The organism is Micromonospora sp. CNZ309, assembly GCF_002846525.1.
Genome location: NZ_PJNG01000001.1, coordinates 4,044,239 through 4,060,069 on the forward strand (window position 1 = coordinate 4,044,239; position 15,831 = coordinate 4,060,069).

At 74.8% G+C, this 15,831-nt stretch carries 14 protein-coding genes, 2 tRNA genes and 1 pseudogene; 7 read left to right on the plus strand and 10 right to left on the minus strand.

The features are described from left to right. Positions 1-16: 16 nt before the first annotated feature. Positions 17-935, plus strand: a pseudogene (locus CLT72_RS16675) (hypothetical protein). Here the strand turns inward: CLT72_RS16675 and CLT72_RS16680 are convergent. Continuing rightward, positions 890-2,092 carry a glycosyltransferase gene (locus tag CLT72_RS16680; protein WP_101412630.1) on the minus strand — a complete coding sequence of 401 codons (1,203 nt, stop codon included), beginning with the start codon at positions 2,090-2,092 and terminating at the stop codon, positions 890-892. The pseudogene CLT72_RS16675 and the gene CLT72_RS16680 sit on opposite strands and share 46 nt — an antisense overlap. A gap of 215 nt (positions 2,093-2,307) precedes the next feature. On the opposite strand from CLT72_RS16680, the gene CLT72_RS16685 reads away from it, so the two are divergent. The 3 genes from CLT72_RS16685 (at position 2,308) to CLT72_RS16695 (ending at position 4,767) form a co-directional block, all read left to right on the plus strand. Beyond that, complete coding sequence (locus tag CLT72_RS16685; RefSeq protein WP_101412631.1) at positions 2,308-3,306, plus strand: SDR family oxidoreductase; 999 nt, start codon at positions 2,308-2,310, stop codon at positions 3,304-3,306. 59 nt (positions 3,307-3,365) lie between these two features. Then, positions 3,366-4,091 carry an ATP-binding protein gene (locus CLT72_RS16690; protein WP_250100456.1) on the plus strand — a complete coding sequence of 242 codons (726 nt, stop codon included), beginning with the start codon at positions 3,366-3,368 and terminating at the stop codon, positions 4,089-4,091. A 103-nt stretch (positions 4,092-4,194) separates the two neighbouring features. Next, a complete protein-coding gene (locus CLT72_RS16695) occupies positions 4,195-4,767 on the plus strand; it encodes a DUF5709 domain-containing protein (RefSeq protein WP_101412633.1) in 573 nt (190 codons plus the stop codon). 50 nt (positions 4,768-4,817) lie between these two features. Here the strand turns inward: CLT72_RS16695 and CLT72_RS16700 are convergent, their stop codons facing one another. After that, positions 4,818-5,477: a response regulator gene (locus CLT72_RS16700; RefSeq protein WP_101415220.1), complete on the minus strand. Its 660-nt coding sequence runs from the start codon at positions 5,475-5,477 to the stop codon at positions 4,818-4,820. Positions 5,478-5,613: 136 nt separating this feature from the next. Next, the gene (gene macS / locus CLT72_RS16705; RefSeq protein WP_101412634.1) at positions 5,614-6,741 is read right to left on the minus strand and encodes a MacS family sensor histidine kinase; all 1,128 of its coding nucleotides are present in this window, start codon (positions 6,739-6,741) and stop codon (positions 5,614-5,616) included. A gap of 121 nt (positions 6,742-6,862) precedes the next feature. Here macS and CLT72_RS16710 point away from each other — a divergent pair, with 121 nt between their 5' ends. Further along, complete coding sequence (locus tag CLT72_RS16710) at positions 6,863-7,330, plus strand: ATP-binding protein (RefSeq protein ID WP_101412635.1); 468 nt, start codon at positions 6,863-6,865, stop codon at positions 7,328-7,330. A 24-nt stretch (positions 7,331-7,354) separates the two neighbouring features. Here the strand turns inward: CLT72_RS16710 and CLT72_RS16715 are convergent, their stop codons facing one another. Beyond that, a complete protein-coding gene (locus CLT72_RS16715) occupies positions 7,355-8,293 on the minus strand; it encodes a ribose-phosphate diphosphokinase (RefSeq protein ID WP_101412636.1) in 939 nt (312 codons plus the stop codon). Positions 8,294-8,403: 110 nt separating this feature from the next. Between CLT72_RS16715 and glpK the strand changes: the two genes are divergently transcribed. Beyond that, complete coding sequence (gene glpK, locus CLT72_RS16720; protein WP_101412637.1) at positions 8,404-9,888, plus strand: glycerol kinase GlpK; 1,485 nt, start codon at positions 8,404-8,406, stop codon at positions 9,886-9,888. Positions 9,889-10,030: 142 nt separating this feature from the next. Here the strand turns inward: glpK and CLT72_RS16725 are convergent, their stop codons facing one another. Then, positions 10,031-10,864 carry a phosphoribosylaminoimidazolesuccinocarboxamide synthase gene (locus tag CLT72_RS16725; RefSeq protein ID WP_101412638.1) on the minus strand — a complete coding sequence of 278 codons (834 nt, stop codon included), beginning with the start codon at positions 10,862-10,864 and terminating at the stop codon, positions 10,031-10,033. Between the two features lie 165 nt (positions 10,865-11,029). Here CLT72_RS16725 and CLT72_RS16730 point away from each other — a divergent pair, with 165 nt between their 5' ends. Then, positions 11,030-12,361 (plus strand): ABC transporter substrate-binding protein, encoded by a 1,332-nt coding sequence (locus tag CLT72_RS16730; RefSeq protein WP_358164069.1) that lies wholly within the window; start codon positions 11,030-11,032, stop codon positions 12,359-12,361. A 299-nt stretch (positions 12,362-12,660) separates the two neighbouring features. On the opposite strand, the gene CLT72_RS16735 is transcribed toward CLT72_RS16730, so the two are convergent. The 5 genes from CLT72_RS16735 to CLT72_RS16755 all read right to left on the minus strand — a co-directional run bounded on the left by CLT72_RS16735 (position 12,661) and on the right by CLT72_RS16755 (position 15,783). After that, a complete protein-coding gene (locus tag CLT72_RS16735) occupies positions 12,661-12,909 on the minus strand; it encodes a hypothetical protein (RefSeq protein ID WP_101412639.1) in 249 nt (82 codons plus the stop codon). A gap of 309 nt (positions 12,910-13,218) precedes the next feature. Then, positions 13,219-13,295: transfer RNA gene (locus CLT72_RS16740), tRNA-Met, on the minus strand. 873 nt (positions 13,296-14,168) lie between these two features. Then, a tRNA-Met gene (locus CLT72_RS16745) sits at positions 14,169-14,245 on the minus strand. A 94-nt stretch (positions 14,246-14,339) separates the two neighbouring features. After that, complete coding sequence (locus CLT72_RS16750) at positions 14,340-15,284, minus strand: hypothetical protein (protein WP_101412640.1); 945 nt, start codon at positions 15,282-15,284, stop codon at positions 14,340-14,342. After that, positions 15,274-15,783 carry a SigE family RNA polymerase sigma factor gene (locus CLT72_RS16755; RefSeq protein WP_101412641.1) on the minus strand — a complete coding sequence of 170 codons (510 nt, stop codon included), beginning with the start codon at positions 15,781-15,783 and terminating at the stop codon, positions 15,274-15,276. Before CLT72_RS16755 ends, CLT72_RS16750 begins: the two co-directional genes overlap by 11 nt. Positions 15,784-15,831: the final 48 nt, after the last annotated feature.

Here is a 15,831-nt window from a genome sequence, read left to right on the forward strand (position 1 = left end):
GTGCTTCCTCGCGGCCATGATCGTCGCGTACGGCGTCGCCAACCTCCTCCAGTCGGTGGCTGCCGCCCGCACCACCGTGCACCACACCTTCGACCCGGGGCTGCTGCTGCGGCTGGCGGGGCACCGCACGTACCTGGTCGGGCTCGGCTGCCAGGTGGCCGGGTTCGTGCTGGCCCTGCTCGCCCGCCGGGACCTGCCGCTGTTCCTGGTCCAGTCCAGCGTCGCCGCCGGCCTCGGGGTGACCGCCCTGCTCGGCGTGCTGGTGCTGAAGTGGCGGCTGCCGGCCGCCGAGGTGGCGCTGCTGGTGCTGCTGTTCGCCGGGATCACCGCGCTGGTGCTCTCCGCCGAGCCCGCGCCGGCCAAGCCGCTCGGCACCGCCGGGCTGGTCGCCCTGGCGGTGGCGCTCGGCGTGATCGCGGTCATCGGCTTCTTCGCCGTACGCCTGCACGGGGCGCCCGGCTCGGTGGCGCTCGGCGCGCTGGCCGGGCTGGCGTTCTCGGCCGCCGCAGTGGCCGCCCGACCCCTCGCCTCCTCCCCGACGCCGGAGGCGTTCGTCCGGGACCCGCTGCTCTACCTGCTGATCGTCCACTCGATCGTCGGTCAGCTGCTGCTCGGCCTCGCCATGCAGCGCGGCTCGACCACGGCCGCCGTGGCGGCGATGGACGCCGCCGGGGCGGTGCCCGCCGCGATCGTCGGCCTGCTGCTGCTCAACGACAAGATCTGGCCCGGGCGGGAGTGGCTCGCCGCCGTCGGGTTCCTGGTCACGCTCGCGGCCGTCATCGGTCTCACCCGGTACGCCGAACCCCAGCACCACCACGCCGTCGCCGGGGAACCCGACCGGGGCATGGTGGGCGTCGGAGCGCCCGGCCGACCGCTCTGAGGAGCCGGGTCAGGCCGCCTCGACCGGCTTGCGCCGGCTCACCACCCGCTCGTAGAGGCGCTCCAGCGCGCCGGCCGTCCGCTCCCAGGTGTAGCTGCACCGCACCCGGTCGACGGCGGCGTGCCCGTACGCGAACCGCCCGGCGTTGTCGGAGAGCAGCCGGCGCAGCGTCACGCCCAGCGTGCGGACGTCGCCCGGCGGCACCAGCCGGCCGGTGACCTCGTCGACCACCGCGTCGGCGATGCCGCCCATGGAGTAGCCCACCACCGGCACCCCGCAGGCCATCGCCTCCAGCGACACCCGGCCGGCGGAGGAGTAGTGCGGCGTGCAGGCGACCACGTCCGCCGAGCGGTACCAGGTGGCCATCTGCTCGTGCGGCACCGCGCCCACCAGCTTCACCTGCTCGGCCACCCCGCTGCGCTCGGCCAGCTCGCGCAGCCGGCGGGCCTCGGCGTGGCTGGCGAGCTGCCCGGCGGGCGGGCCGCCGGCGATCACGAGTTCGGCGTCGCCGACCAGCCGCATGGCCCGGATCAGGTCCTCCTGGCCGTGCCCGGCCGAGAGCCCGCCGACGGAGAGGATCCGGGCCCGCCGGTCGCGGGGAGCGGCCTCGCCGTCGGGGTGGAACTGCGTGGTGTCGACGCCGGCCGGCACCATCGCCACGGAGGTGCGTTGCAGTCCCATCCGGGTCAGCTCGTCGACCTCGTCGGTGCACTGGGCGACCGCGATGTCCACCGCCCGGGTCAGCGCGCGCTCCAGCGGGATCCGCTCCCCCGGGCCGTCGTACATCCGGCCGAGGTGGCGCAGCTGCTCGACGCCCAGGGAGTGGAAGGTCTGCACCACCGGGATGTCGGTCTCGCGGACCGCGTGCGCGGCGGCCAGCCCGCCGACCCAGTAGTGCCCGTGGACCACCTCGGGGTGCCAGTCGCCCACCCACCGGTCGGCCAGCCAGGCGCCGAACGCGGACACGTACGGCACCAGCTCGGCGGTGGGCAGCGGGGCGGCCGGGCCGACCGGGACCCGCTCCACCCGGTAACCGTCGACCGTCGCCGTCTCCGGCAGGTCGGGGTCGTCGCGGCGTTCGTACACCCGGACGTCGTGGCCCCGCGCGGCGAGTTCGGCGGCGACCCGGGCGATGTGCTGGTGGGTGCCGACGGTCAGGCCGTCGGTGCCCTTGGGCGGGCCGGCGTGCGCGCAGACGAGGCCGACGCGCATGGGTCACCTCCATGCGATCTTCTCAAGCGGTGGTCCTCGGTCAGAGGGTCCCATTAACCGAACTCCCGGGAGCCGAAACCTGGCAGATCGGGAAGAGCCCGGCGGATGCTTGCGCGACGGCAACTGTCGCGGCGCGGCCTGCCGCACCCGAAGCCGGGGCAATTCCGACCCGGCCCCGGCCGCATGACGCCTGCCGAGGGGGGTACGGGCGAAGAATGCCTCTGACCCGCAGCCTCGCCGACGCCACCGTCGTGCTCACCGGTGCCTCCAGCGGCATCGGTACGGCCACCGCGTACGCCCTCGCCCGGCGCGGCACCGCCGTCGTGCTGGCCGCCCGCAGCGAGGCGGCGCTGGAGGAGGTGGCCCAGCGGTGCCGGGAACTGGGCGGGCGGGCACTGGTGGTGCCGACCGACGTGACCGACCCGGCGGCAGTCGAGCGCCTCGCCGCCCGCGCCGTCGCCGAGTTCGGCAGGATCGACGGCTGGATCAACAACGCGGCCGTCGGCGCGGTCGGGCTCTTCGACGAGATCCCGGTGGAGGAGTTCCGACGGGTGCTGGAGGTGAACCTGCTCGGCGCCGCGTACGGCACCCGGGCCGCCCTGCCCCAGCTGAGCGCGGCGGGGGGCGGCGTACTGGTCAACAACGCGTCGGTGCTGGCCGAGGTGGCGATGCCCTACCAGTCGGCGTACAACGCCGCGAAGCACGGCATCCGCGGGCTGGCCGACACGGTCCGGCAGGAGATGCGGGTCACCGGGCGGGGCGACATCTCCATCTGCACGGTGCTGCCGGCCACCATCGACACCCCGTTCTTCGGGCACGCCGCCAACCACAGCGGCCGGGAGCTGGTGCCGCCGCCCCCGGTCTACCCGCCGGAGGTGGTGGCCGAGACGATCGTCCGGCTGCTGCGCCGCCCGAGGCGTGAGGCGTACGCCGGTGGGGCCGCCCGGCTGATCGGCCTCCAGTGGCGGCTGGCCCCGGCGCTCGCCGAGCGGGTCCTCGGTTGGTACACGCACCGCACCCAGTTCGGGCCCGCCCCGCGACCGGAGAGCACCGGCAACGTCTTCCGCGCCGATGCGGCGGCGCGGCGCGAGGGCGGCTGGCACGGCCGGCGGCGGCACCTGGTCCGGATGACCGCCGCCTTCGGGCTGGCGGCTGCGGGAACCGCCGTCGGGACGGTGGCCGCGATGACCCGCCGGGCGCGGACGAACCGCTGATGTCCGGCAGCGAGCGGTCGGGTGCGCACACCGCGCGGGCAGTGCAGAATAGGGCGATCATGGCGACCGACGCGCGCTGCCAGGTGAAGGCCGACGAGTCCTCCGGGGTGCTCCGGGTGACCGGCGTGCTCGACCACTCCGCCACGGACGCCGTGCGCGACGGCCTGCTCGCCCACCTCTGCGAACGGCCCGGCGCGGTCGTGGCGGACCTCACCGACCTGCGGGTGACCGACCCGACGGCCCGGGACGTCTTCACGCAGGTGCGCCGGGAGGTGCGCCACTGGCCCGCCGCCGACCTGCTGCTCTGCGATCCGACCGGTGCCGTCGAGGGGGTGCCGGCCTGGCCGACCCTGGACGGGGCGATGGCCGGGCTGGCCGCCGCGCCGCTGGCCGCGGTGGTCGAGGCCGACCTGCCGCCCGTCGTCGGGGCCGCCCGGCAGGCCCGGCAGCTCGTGGCGGAGGGCTGCGGAGCCTGGGGCCTGCCCGAGCTGGTCGAACCCGCGTGCATCGCCGTCACCGAGATGGTGAACAACGTCGTCGCCCACGCGCGCACCCCGATGACGGTCCGCCTGGCGCCCCGGGACGACCACCTGCACCTGGCGGTACGCGACCACTCGTCCCGGCAGCCGGCGTTCACCGGGACGGCCCCGCTGGACGTCGCGGGCGGGCGCGGCCTGCTGCTGATCGACACCGTGGCCCGCAGCTGGGGCAGCAGCCGGGTGCCGGACGGCAAGGTCGTCTGGTGCGTGCTGCACGTGGCCGACGAGGCCGGCGAGCACGGCTGACGGCGCCCCGATCCTGCCCCGCCGTCCCCGGAGGTGCCCCTTCCGCCCGGATGGCCACGGCCGGCACCGGTTATGCCGCCAGGGAGGTGGGTAGTGGTCAGCCATGCGCGACGACGAGTACCCGACCCCCGTGTCCGACCCCGAGGCGGAGGGCCTGCCCGACACCGCCGACGACGACTCGACCGCCAACGACGACGTCCTGACCGGGCGCGAGGCGGACGGCCCGGAGCCGGCCCAGCTGCCGGGCGACCGGACGCCGGTCGCGGTGGACCGGTTCGGGACCACCGCCGAGGAGCAGCTCGACGGCGAGTCGCTCGACTACAAGCTCGACCGGGAGCTGTACGAACGCCCAGCCGACGATCCGCTGGCTGGCCCCGTCGACCCGGACATCGCCGCCGAGGCCGACAGCGAGGAGGCCGCGGCCCAGGCCCAGCTCGACGCGGACGTGCTCGACCCCGGACCCACCTCCGACCCGAACTCGCCGGTCTCCCTCTACGACCACGGCCAGCTCGGCAGCGTCGCCGACGCCGAGGTCGGCCGGCTCGTCGAACCGGACGAGGGGGCGCACACCGACCAGGAGACCGACTCGGTGGCGTACGACGCCGGTTCGGCTGGCGGCGGCGCGAGCGCCGAGGAGCTGGCCATCCACGAGACGCGCCCACCGCACTCGGTCTGAGCCGTCCCGGGGCCGTCGGGGAACCCTTCGGGTCGGTTCCCCGGCGGCCCTCAGTCGTCCAGGCCCCGTTCGATCGCGTACCGGGTCAGCTCGACGCGGTTGTGCAGCTGGAGCTTGCCGAGCGTGTTCTGCACGTGGTTCTGCACCGTGCGGTGGGACAACCCGAGCCGCTCGGCGATCTGCTTGTAGGACATCCCCTTGGCGACCAGGCGCAGCACCTCGGTCTCCCGGTCGGTGAGCTGGGGGGCCGGGCCGGCTCCCCGAACGTCCCGCCCGCCCGGTTCGGCACCGCCCGGGGCGGCCGCGAGCCGGCGGTACTCGCCGAGCACCAGCCCGGCCAGGCCGGGCGTGAACACCGGCTCCCCCGCCGCCGTCCGGCGCACCGCCTCCAGGAACTCCGCCGGGGCGGCCGACTTCACCAGGTAGCCGGTGGCGCCCGCCTTCACCGCGTCCAGCACGCTCTGCTGCTCGCCGCTGGCCGAGAGCATCAGCACCCGCACCTGCGGCAGCACGGCACGCAACCCGTGGATCACCTCCACCCCCGAGACGTCCGGCAGTTGCAGGTCGAGGACGACCACGTCGGGCCGGGCGGCGGCAGCCACCCGTACCGCCTGCCGGCCCTCGCCGGTGGTGGCGACGACGACGTGGCCGGCCTCGGTGAGGTCCCGGGCCACCCCCTCACGCCACATCGGGTGGTCGTCCACGACCATCACCCGCACGCCCGTCACGGCCGTACCTCCTTCGTTCGCGACTGCGGGGCTCGCAGACCCGGCTCACTCCTCGCGCTCACCGGCCCCTCCTTCGTTCGCGACTGCGGGGCTCGCAGACCCGGCTCACTCCTCGCGCTCACCGGCCCTCCCTTTCCACGGTCAGTTCCAGCTCGGTGCCGACGTCCGGCGCGGAGGTGATCCGCACCGTGCCGCCGAGGTCGGCGAGGCGGCCCCGGATCGACCGGGCCACGCCGAGCCGGCCCTCGGCGGCGGCCTCCTCCAGCCGGCCGGCCGCGAAGCCCGGTCCCTCGTCGCGGATCGACACGGTCACCGTCGTCCCCTCGTCCTCGACCAGCACCCACGCCCGCCCGTCCGTGTGCCGGGCCACGTTGTCGAGGGCGGCGGCGGTCGCGGCGGCCAACTCGTGGGCGACCGGCCCGGGCAGCGGCACCGGGGTCGCCGGCGCGGAGAGCGAGACCGAGGCCGAGGCGTACCGGTTGAGCAGCCCGCGCAGGTCCACCGGCCCGCCGTCGGCGACGGTCCCGGCCGACGCGGCGCCGCCGATCAGGGCGCGCAGCGCGGCCTCCTGTTCCCCGGCGAGCCGGGCCAGTTCCCCGGCCTCGCCGTCGAGGTGGGCGCCGCGCCGCTGCACCAGGGCGAGCACCTGGAGCACGGAGTCGTGGATGTCCCGGGCCAGGCGCTCCCGTTCCCGGGTGGCGGCCTCCAGCTCGACCGCCCGGTGCAGTCGCTCCTCGGCGGTCACGGCCAGCCGGGCGACGTGCCCGACCACCACCCCGGCGAGCAGCAGCAGGATCACCCCGGTGAGCGAGGACCCGCCGATCCGCTCGCGGGTGAGCAGGTCCGCCGCGCCGAGCACGAGGGCGGCGACCGTGCCCCGTCGCCGGCCGCCGGAGACCGCCCAGGCCAGCACCGGGCCGGCCAGCCAGGCCACCGCGAGGGTGGGCACGCCGGCGGCGAGCGCCGCCCGCCCGATCACCCAGGGGGTGGCGAGCATGATGCCGAGGACGACCCCCAGGTCGGCCAGGAGCAGCGGCCAGCGCCGGCGGGCCGGGTCGGCGTAGCCGACGGCGGTCACGGCCGTCCAGACCGCCATCAACAGGACCAGGCCGGCGGCCGCCAGCGGGTGGGCGTACCGGTCGGCGTCGCGCAGCGCCAGCGCGCAGACGTACGCCAGGGAGGCCACGCGGAACACGGCGATGGCCCGCCAGAGCGGGACCTCGAAACCACCGGGCGGCGTCGACACGCCCGTCACGATGCCACAGCGGGCCACGTCGGCCGACGGGCCGCCGGATGCGCCCGGCAGAACCCTGACGTACGGTGGAAAAGCCGCAAAGAATTCCGCGATCCGCTGTCGGGACGGGGCCATGACGAATGCGGAACCCGGAGCACAGCGTACGGTTGTGCCCATCGAACCTTCCCTCCTCATCGCCGAGGCCTTCGAGCAGGCCCAGGTGACCGAGCTTCGCCACTCGGTCACCTCCTGCGCGCACGCCGCCGGGCTGAGCGGGCAGCGCCTGGACGACTTCGTGCTCGCGGTCAACGAGCTGATCACCAACGCGGTCCGGCACGGCGGCGGGCGGGGCTGGCTGCGGCTGTGGCGGCAGCCGGGGCAGCTGTTCTGCGAGGTCTCCGACCACGGGCAGGGAATCAGCACGCAGCGGCTGGGCGACCGGAGCCGCCCCGCCGCCGACACCGCCGGCGGGTGGGGTCTCTGGCTGGCCCGCGAACTGAGCGACAGCATGGACGTCGAGACCGGCGCGCGCGGCACCACGGTCCGCATCAGCACCGCCGTCGAGGCCCCCCAGCACACCGGCCGCCACCGCCGCGACTGACCGCCGCACGGGGGCCGGGGCGGATCAGGCGAAGAGGGCGCTCACCGATTCGCCGTTGTGGATCCGGCGCATCGCCTCGGCCAGGGCCGGCGCCACGGACAGGACCCGCAGCTTCGGCACCCGCTTGTCGGCGGGGATCGGCACCGTGTTCGTGCAGACGATCTCCAGCACGCCCTCCTGCCCGCTCAGCCGCCGCAACGCGTCGCTGGAGAAGAGGCCGTGCGTGCAGGCCAGGCGGATCGAGCGGACCTTCAGCTCGCGCAGGTGCTCCATCAGCTCGATGACCGTACTGCCCTTGGCGATCTCGTCGTCGAGCACGATGACGTCCCGGTCGGCCACGTCGCCGATCACCGCACTGATCTTGACCCGGTCGTCGCTGAACCGCTGCTTCGCCCCGGCGGCCACCGGGGTGCCGAGCCGCCGGGCGAACGCCGCCGCCTCCTTGGCGTTGCCGAGGTCCGGCGAGACCACCACCGTGTTGCCCAGGTCGTAGCGGCTGAAGTGGTCGGCCAGCTCGCGCAGCGCGTGCAGGTGGTCGACCGGCACGCTGAAGAAGCCGTGCACCTGCGGTGAGTGCAGGGTCATCGCCAGCACCCGGTCCGCGCCCGCCGAGGTGAGCAGGTCGGCGACGAGGCGCCCGCCGATCGAGATGCGCGGCGCGTCCTTCTTGTCCGACCGGGCGTACGCGTAGTGCGGCAGCACCACGGTGATCCGGCCGGCCGACGCGCCCCGGGCCGCGTCGATCATGAGCAGCAGCTCGACCAGGTTCTCCTGTACGGGCGGCACCAGCGGCTGGATCAGGAAGACGTCCCGCTCCCGGCAGTTGGCCTGCAACTGCACTTCCAGGCAGTCGTTGGCGAACCGGGACACCCGTACCGGGTGCAGCGGCACGTCGAGGTGGGCGCAGATCTCGGCGGCGAGTTCGGGATGGGCGGTACCACTGAAGACGGCGATGTCACGCACGTCCGCACATCGTACGGACGCCACCCCGGTCCGCCCCCGACCGGGGCCGGGACCGGCGGGCCGGGCGCGGCCGGTCGGCGGGGCGCCGCCGCTGCGGGTACGGTGCTGCCGTGACCCCCCAGTACGTCGCCGCCATCGACCAGGGCACCACCTCCTCGCGGTGCATCGTCTTCGACCGCGCCGGGGAGATCGTCTCCGTGGCCCAGCGGGAGCACCGGCAGATCTTCCCCCGGCCAGGCTGGGTGGAACACGACGCCGAGGAGATCTGGGAGAACGTCCAGCGGGTGGTCCGCGAGGCGCTGCGCGGCGCGGGCACCGACGCCGCCGGGCTCGCCGCCGTGGGCATCACCAACCAGCGGGAGACCACCGTCGTCTGGGACCGGGCCACCGGCCGGCCGGTGGCCAACGCCGTCGTCTGGCAGGACACCCGCACCGGGCCGCTGCTGCGCGAACTCGACCAGGCGTACGGCGAGGAACGGTTCCGCTCCCGCACCGGGCTGCCGCTGGCCACCTACTTCGCCGGGCCGAAGCTGCGGTGGCTGCTGGAGCACGTCGACGGCCTGCGCGAGCGCGCCGAGGCCGGCGAGGTGCTCTTCGGCACGATGGACAGCTGGCTGATCTGGAAGCTGACCGGCCGGCACGTCACCGACGTGACCAACGCCAGCCGCACCCTGCTGATGGACCTGCGCACCCTCGACTGGGACCCGGAACTGCTCGACGCGATGGGCGTGCCGGCCGCGATGCTGCCGGAGATCCGCAGCTCGGCGGAGGTCTACGGAGAGGCCACGGGCGTACTGGCCGGGGTGCCCGTCGCCAGTGCGCTCGGCGACCAGCAGGCCGCCCTGTTCGGGCAGACCTGCTTCCAGCCGGGCGAGGCGAAGTGCACCTACGGCACCGGCAGCTTCCTGCTGCTCAACACCGGTGCCAGCCCGGTGCCCTCCACCCACGGCCTGCTCACCACGGTCGCCTACCGCATCCACGGCCAGCCCGCCGCGTACGCGCTGGAGGGGGCCATCGCGGTCACCGGCTCGCTGGTGCAGTGGCTGCGCGACAACCTCGGGCTGATCTCCACCGCGTCCGAGGTGGAGGAGTTGGCCCGCACCGTCGACGACAACGGCGGCTGCTACATCGTGCCGGCCTTCTCCGGGCTGTTCGCGCCGCACTGGCGCAGCGACGCGCGCGGGGTGGTCGCCGGCCTGACCGGCTACATCACCAAGGGGCACCTCGCCCGGGCGGCGCTGGAGGCATCGGCCTGGCAGACCCGCGAGGTGGTCGACGCCATGAACGCCGACTCCGACGTGGCGCTGCGCCGGCTGCGGGTCGACGGCGGCATGACCGCCAACGGGCTGCTCATGCAGTTCCTCGCCGACGTGCTCGACGTGCCGGTGGTCCGGTCCCGGATCACCGAGACCACCTGCCTCGGCGCGGCCTACGCGGCCGGCCTGGCGGTCGGCTTCTGGCCGGACCTGGCGACGCTGCGCGCGCAGTGGCGCTCCGACGCGCAGTGGGAGTCGACGATGGCGCCGGCGCACCGGGAGCAGGAGCTGCGCAACTGGCGCAAGGCCGTCCAGCGCACCCTCGACTGGGTGGACTGAGCGCGCGCCGCCCGGAACGCGGTGGCGCCGCCCGGAACGCCGTGGCGCCGCCCGCGACGTCGCCGCGCCGCCCGGAACCTCGTCGGGGCCGTCCGGCGTCGGTCAGGGCCGCCCGGCGTCGGTCGGGCACCGGCGGCCCCGCTCAGCCCCAGCGGTTGCCGGTGAGCTTCTCGTAGACGTCCACGTAGCGGGCCCGGGTCGCCTCGACGACCTCGGCCGGCACCTCCGGCGCCGGGGCCTGCTTGTCCCAGCCGCTCTCCACCGCCCAGTCGCGCACGTACTGCTTGTCGTAGGAGAACTGCGCCCGACCCGGCTGGTACGACTCCGCCGGCCAGAACCGGGACGAGTCGGAGGTGAGCAGCTCGTCGCCCAGCATCAGCGTGCCGTCGGGCGTCCAGCCCAGTTCGAGCTTGGTGTCGGCGACCAGGATGCCCCGGTCGGCGGCCAGCTCGGCGCCCCGGCGGTAGACGTCGATCGTGATCCGGCGCAGCCGCTCGGCGGTCTCGGCACCGACCTTGTCCACCACCTCGGCGAAGGTGATCGGCTCGTCGTGCTCCCCCACCGGCGCCTTGGTCGACGGGGTGAAGATCGGCTCGGGCAGGATCGACGCCTCGACCAGGCCGCGCGGCAGCTCGACGCCGGAGACCGCGCCGGTGCGCTGGTACTCCTTCAGGCCGCCGCCGGTCAGGTAGCCCCGGGCGACGCACTCCACGGGCACCATCTCCAGCCGCCGGCAGCGCACGGCCCGACCGGCGAACTCGGCGGGCACGTCGGTGGCCGAGACGACGTGGTTCGGCACCAGGTCGGCCAGTTGCTCGAACCACCACAGCGACAGCGCGGTGAGCAGCTTGCCCTTGTCGGGGATCGGCGTCGGCAGCACCACGTCGTAGATCGAGATGCGGTCGGAGGCGACCAGGATCAGGTCGTCGCCGTCGGCGTAGACGTCCCTGACCTTGCCCGAGTGCAGAAGTTCCACGCGCCCTAGTACACCATGTGGGCCGGGTCCGGCCTCGGCCGGTGGCTGCGGGCATCGATGCGTACGCCTGGGGTGCGGTGGTGTGGCCGGACGTACGTTGACACCCCTCCCCGCGCCTGCGTGAATGATCCGGCCGCCCACCCCACCGGTCCGCCAGGAGTTTCCGTGCCCACTGCCCGATTTCCGCTGCCCCGCGCCGGAGCGGACCCGGGCCGGCGTCGGGTGCTCGCCGCGTTGCTGGGTGCGCCGGTGCTCGCCGCCGGCGGGCTCACCGGGTGCAGCGAGGGCCAGGCGGCCCCGGAGGAGACCGGGCCGGTCGAGCTGTCGGTGTTCTGGTACGGCGGGGCGAAGCGGGCCGAACTCACCGAACGGGTGCTGCGGCTCTACACCGACCGCAATCCCCGCGTCGGCTTCCGCATCACCTGGCAGGGCGCCGACGGCTACTACGACCGGCTGGCCACCCAGGCGGCGGGCGGCAACGTGCCCGACCTGATCCAGCTCGACGACGGCATGCTCACCGAGTACGCCCGCCGCGAGATCGTCCTCGACCTCAGCGCCTACGTCGCCGACCACCGCGTCGACCTGCGCACCCTGCCCCCGGGCCTGGTCCGCTACGGGCAGGTCGACGGGCGCACGGTCGGCGTCGCCGCGGGACAGACCACCGCGGCCGTCGTCTACGACCGCACGCTGCTGCGCCGGCTGCGGCTGCCCGAGCCGAGCACGGGAATGTCCTGGACGGAGTACGTCGCCTGGGCGCGGCGGGTCACCCGGGTCGGCGAGGGCCGGGTGGCCGGCACGATGGACCCGTCCGGCGACCACCGGGCGTTCTGGCTCTGGCTGCGCGGCCAGGGCGGTGAGTTCTACCGCGACCGCCAGCTCGGCTTCGGCGCCGACGCGCTGACCGAGTGGTTCGAGCTGTGGCGGCGCGCCCGCTCCGGCCGGGCGACCCCGAGCGCGGCCCTCGTGGAGCAGGCCGAGGGCGGCGAGCCGACGCGGCAGCTCGTGGTCACCGGCGCCACGGCCGCCTCGTTCGCCTGGTCGCACCAGCTGCCGGAACTCCAGCGCCTCACCGACTCCGAACTCGGCGTGGCCGCCATGCCGGGTCCCGTCGAGGCGCAGTGGCACCGGGCGTCGATGTACTGGGCGGCCTTCCGCGGCACCCGGCACCCCGCCCTGGTCGCGGACGTGATCAACTTCCTGACGAACAACGGCGAGGCGGGGGCGGCGCTCGGCCACGAGCGCGGTCTCAGCCCCAGCCTCGCCGTACGGAGCTTCGTCGAGGGCAGCATCACCGACCCGGCACAGCGGCGCGCGGCGGCCCTCGGCGCCACGCTCGCCGCCCGGCTCGGGCCGGCGCCCAGCCCGCCTCCGCAGGGGCACCTGCGGGTGCGGGCACTGCTGTTGCAGGCCGCCGAGAGCGTTCGCGGCGGCGAAACCGGCCCCCGGGCGGCAGCGGCCCGCTTCCTGGCACGGGCGGACGCGGCGCTGGCCGGGTAGGCCCGGACACGCACGCCTGCCCCGCGAGCAATCCTGGCGATCGGTCTGGTGGTCGGCACCGCTGCCCTGAACGGCCCGGTGGCCGACTCGCTCATGGAGAACGTCAACGCGCGGGTCGGGTGCGCCGCCGCTCCCGACGACCACCGCCGGACTGCCCGGACTGGACACCGGGTAGGGCGCGCCGACGCTCAGAGCGGCTACCGCCAGCCGGGTACCGGGTCGGGTGCCCCGACCCGGGCCGGGTCGAAGCACCCGGCGCCTCGACCGAAGCGAAGCATCGGCGCGGTGGCGCCCCTACCTCAGCGCGGCGGTCCGCCCCGACGGTTACGCATCATGCGCAGGAGGAGGAAGACGACTCCGGCGACCACGACCAGGCAGCAGAGCAGACCGATGAAGCCGAAGCCGCCACCGCGCCGCCGCCGGGCGGCCTCCACCACCAGCTCACCCGTACCGGTGGACGCCCAAGCCGCGACGGGCACGAACACCGACAGCACGACCGCTCCGAGGACGGTCGTCAACCGGCCCCACCACTTACCGAATGCAGACATGCCAACATCCTCGCCGACAACCGCAACCCCGGCACGTCGGTCGGGGAGGAATCCGACGCTGGCGCCGCCCTCCCACTCGGCCGGCACCCTTCCCGTGCCCGTGAACGCCAGCGTCAGGCGTGGACGACAGCGGGAACGGACACGAGCACGGCAGGCGACACGGAGCAGAAAGCCGGAAGCCCCCGCGTCGACCTCCTCGGGGGTGAGGCGAAGGCCGGAGCCGGAAGCCGGAGCCGACTGATCATCGGGCAGCGGGTGGACGCGGAAATGCGGAACGACCCCGGAGTAGAATCCGGGGTCGTTCCGTCGTGGTAGCGGGGACAGGATTTGAACCTGCGACCTCTGGGTTATGAGCCCAGCGAGCTACCGAGCTGCTCCACCCCGCGTCGGCTCGTTAACTGTAGCGCACCCGACGCCACGATGATCAGCGGACCCCCGATCCCGCCGCAGCCCCCTCTCTGACCAGCACAAACCGGCACCAGAGACCCGCACGAGGCCCACCCGGCTCCCGTCCGTCCGCCCGCAGTGGCCGTCACGGAACCCTCTCGCTCCTCAAAGCTCCTCCCTCACCACGAACACACCGCCCCCTCCCTCGCCGCGAACGTCCGGTGATCAGGACGCCATGGACGTCATCCAGAGGTCTTGGGGTCCACGGCGTCCTGATCACCGCTTGGCTGGTTGGGTGACGTGGAGGTTGGCACCGGGGCTGAGCCGGTGAGGGTGGTCAAGGCCGAGGCCGAGGGCGCCAGTGGCGTGGCGGAGTGACCGGCGTCATACCGCCCGTTCGCGCCTACCCCGATCGGGGCCGGTACCACGGTGGCGGAATTGCCGCCCGCCGCGCCGGGACGTGCACGGCCACCGCGGGGACAGGACACGACCGAGTGACCGGACGCGGCCGGCGGACGGGCAGCGTCCAGGCACACCAGCGGCGGACGCCAGGCAGCAGCCAGGCACACCAGCGGCGGACGCCAGGCAGCAGCGGTGCGGGCAGCGGCAGATGGCAGACGGCAGGCAGCGGCAGGCAGCGGCAGGCGGCAGGCAGCGGCAGGCGGCAGGCAGCGGCAGGCGGCAGGCAGCGGCAGGCGGCAGGCAGCGGCAGGCGGCGCGCGACAGGCAGGCAAGGCGGCAGACGGCAGGCGGCAGGCGGCGGGGCGTCCAGGCAAGACAGCCAGCGCCAGGTAAGGCGGGCGGCGGCGAAAAACGAGCGGAGTCCGAGAATGCGGAACGGCCCCGGAGTGAACTCCGGGGCCGTTCCGTCGTGGTAGCGGGGACAGGATTTGAACCTGCGACCTCTGGGTTATGAGCCCAGCGAGCTACCGAGCTGCTCCACCCCGCGTCGGTTCGTACACCGTATCCCACCGGACCCCGTCGCCGCAAAACGACCCCGGCGGTACGCCGCCCGGGCCTGCCCGACCCGGGCGGCGTACGCCTCAGCGCAGCCAGTCCTCGATCGCGGCCACGGCCCGCCGGCTGTCCGCGTCGACCTGCGACCGGGGCGAGGAGGTGCCCTCCCAGCCCTGCTCCCAGAGCACGGTCACCACGTCGTCGACCCGGATCGCCCGGATCAGCCGGACCTCCTCGCCGCCCGTGGGGTTGCCGTCGATGTCCCGGGCCGGCGTCCGGATCTCGAACAGCACCGACCCGTCGCCGAAGCCGGCGTCGGCGAGCAGCCGCAGTCGGGAGGTCGACGCGTTGCCGCCGCCCACCCCCGGCTGCGTGGGACAGCCCCGCACCGCCGCCCGCAGCTCGCGGAGGAACTCGTCGGCCCGCCCGGGCCGGTAGAGGGTGACGGTGTGCGCGTAGCTGCCGTCCGGGACGTACCCCTTGGGGGTCTGCGGCAGCTTGTAGGCCAGGTTGCGGGTACGGCGCTGCACGATGGCGGCGTCGCTGCGGTAGCGGGCGTCGCAGAGCGCGGGCAGCGCGTCGGTGTCCCGGAAGAACGGCTCGATGCCCGTGCGGTTCGAGGCGGCCTGGACGAAGAAGGCCCGGTCCGGAACGCTGCCGGGCGCCCGGGGCGGCGCGGCGCGGGTGCTGCCGGTCGCCGCCGGCGTGCCCGTCGACCTCGGTGCGCCTCCGGTCGGGGCGACCGGTCCGGCCGTGACGGCCGGTGGGGTGGACGCGGTCGGCGCCGGCGGCACGCTCGACGGCGGCGCGACGGCGGCGGGCGGCGCGACGGGCCCGCGCTCCTCGGCGAGCACCAGTCCGGTGCCGGTCGCCAGCCCACCGACCAGCAGCGCCGTCCCGAGCGCGGTGCCGGCGATCCGCCGCCGGGCCCGCCGGTCGGCGCGCCCGCGCAGTTCCTCTGGGAGTGCGAGGGTACGGCCGTCGGCGTCCTCGGCGAGCGACCGGTAGAGCTCGGACAGTTCACGCGACATCGTTCGCCTCCAACTCCTCCGTGGGCAGGCCGGGCAGCAGCGTGGCCAGCCGCGCCCGCCCCCGCGACAGCCAGGACTTCACGGTGCCGGTGGGCACCCGCGTCTCCCGGGCGATGTCCTGCACCGACATGTCGAAGAGGTAGTGCAGGGCGAGCGCCTGCCGCTGGGCGGCCGGCAGCCGGCGCAGCGCGCCCGCCAGCAGCACGGCGTCCTCGTTCGGTGGCGGCACCGGCTCGGGCGGGCCCGTGCGGCTCAGCGCGACGCGCCAACCCTGCAACCGGCGCCACCGGTCCGTGGCGAGCCGGGCGACCACGAGCCGCAGCCACGCCTCCGGCGCCGGGTGGGCGGCCAGGCCGCCCCACTGCCGCCAGGCCCGGGCGTACGCCTCCTGCACCAGGTCCTGCGCCTCGGCGTGGTCACCGGTCACGGCGTAGCCGTAGCGGAGCATCCGTCGGGAGGTGCTCCGGTAGAACTCGTCGAAGCTCGTCGCATCTCTCATGTCTCCGACCCACGCCCCCCGGTCGTTCCCGCCTCTTGCAGGGAAGAC

Excerpts from the sequence above, each read along its gene's own strand:
- CLT72_RS16695 (WP_101412633.1), top strand. The coding sequence starts at position 4,195 with ATGCGCGACGACGAGTACCCGACCCCCGTGTCCGACCCCGAGGCGGAG.
- CLT72_RS16680 (WP_101412630.1), bottom strand. The coding sequence starts at position 2,092 with ATGCGCGTCGGCCTCGTCTGCGCGCACGCCGGCCCGCCCAAGGGCACC.
- CLT72_RS16685 (WP_101412631.1), top strand. The coding sequence starts at position 2,308 with ATGCCTCTGACCCGCAGCCTCGCCGACGCCACCGTCGTGCTCACCGGT.
- CLT72_RS16710 (WP_101412635.1), top strand. The coding sequence starts at position 6,863 with ATGACGAATGCGGAACCCGGAGCACAGCGTACGGTTGTGCCCATCGAA.
- CLT72_RS16690 (WP_250100456.1), top strand. The coding sequence starts at position 3,366 with ATGGCGACCGACGCGCGCTGCCAGGTGAAGGCCGACGAGTCCTCCGGG.
- CLT72_RS16735 (WP_101412639.1), bottom strand. The coding sequence starts at position 12,909 with ATGTCTGCATTCGGTAAGTGGTGGGGCCGGTTGACGACCGTCCTCGGA.
- CLT72_RS16750 (WP_101412640.1), bottom strand. The coding sequence starts at position 15,284 with ATGTCGCGTGAACTGTCCGAGCTCTACCGGTCGCTCGCCGAGGACGCC.
- CLT72_RS16700 (WP_101415220.1), bottom strand. The coding sequence starts at position 5,477 with ATGGTCGTGGACGACCACCCGATGTGGCGTGAGGGGGTGGCCCGGGAC.
- CLT72_RS16755 (WP_101412641.1), bottom strand. The coding sequence starts at position 15,783 with ATGAGAGATGCGACGAGCTTCGACGAGTTCTACCGGAGCACCTCCCGA.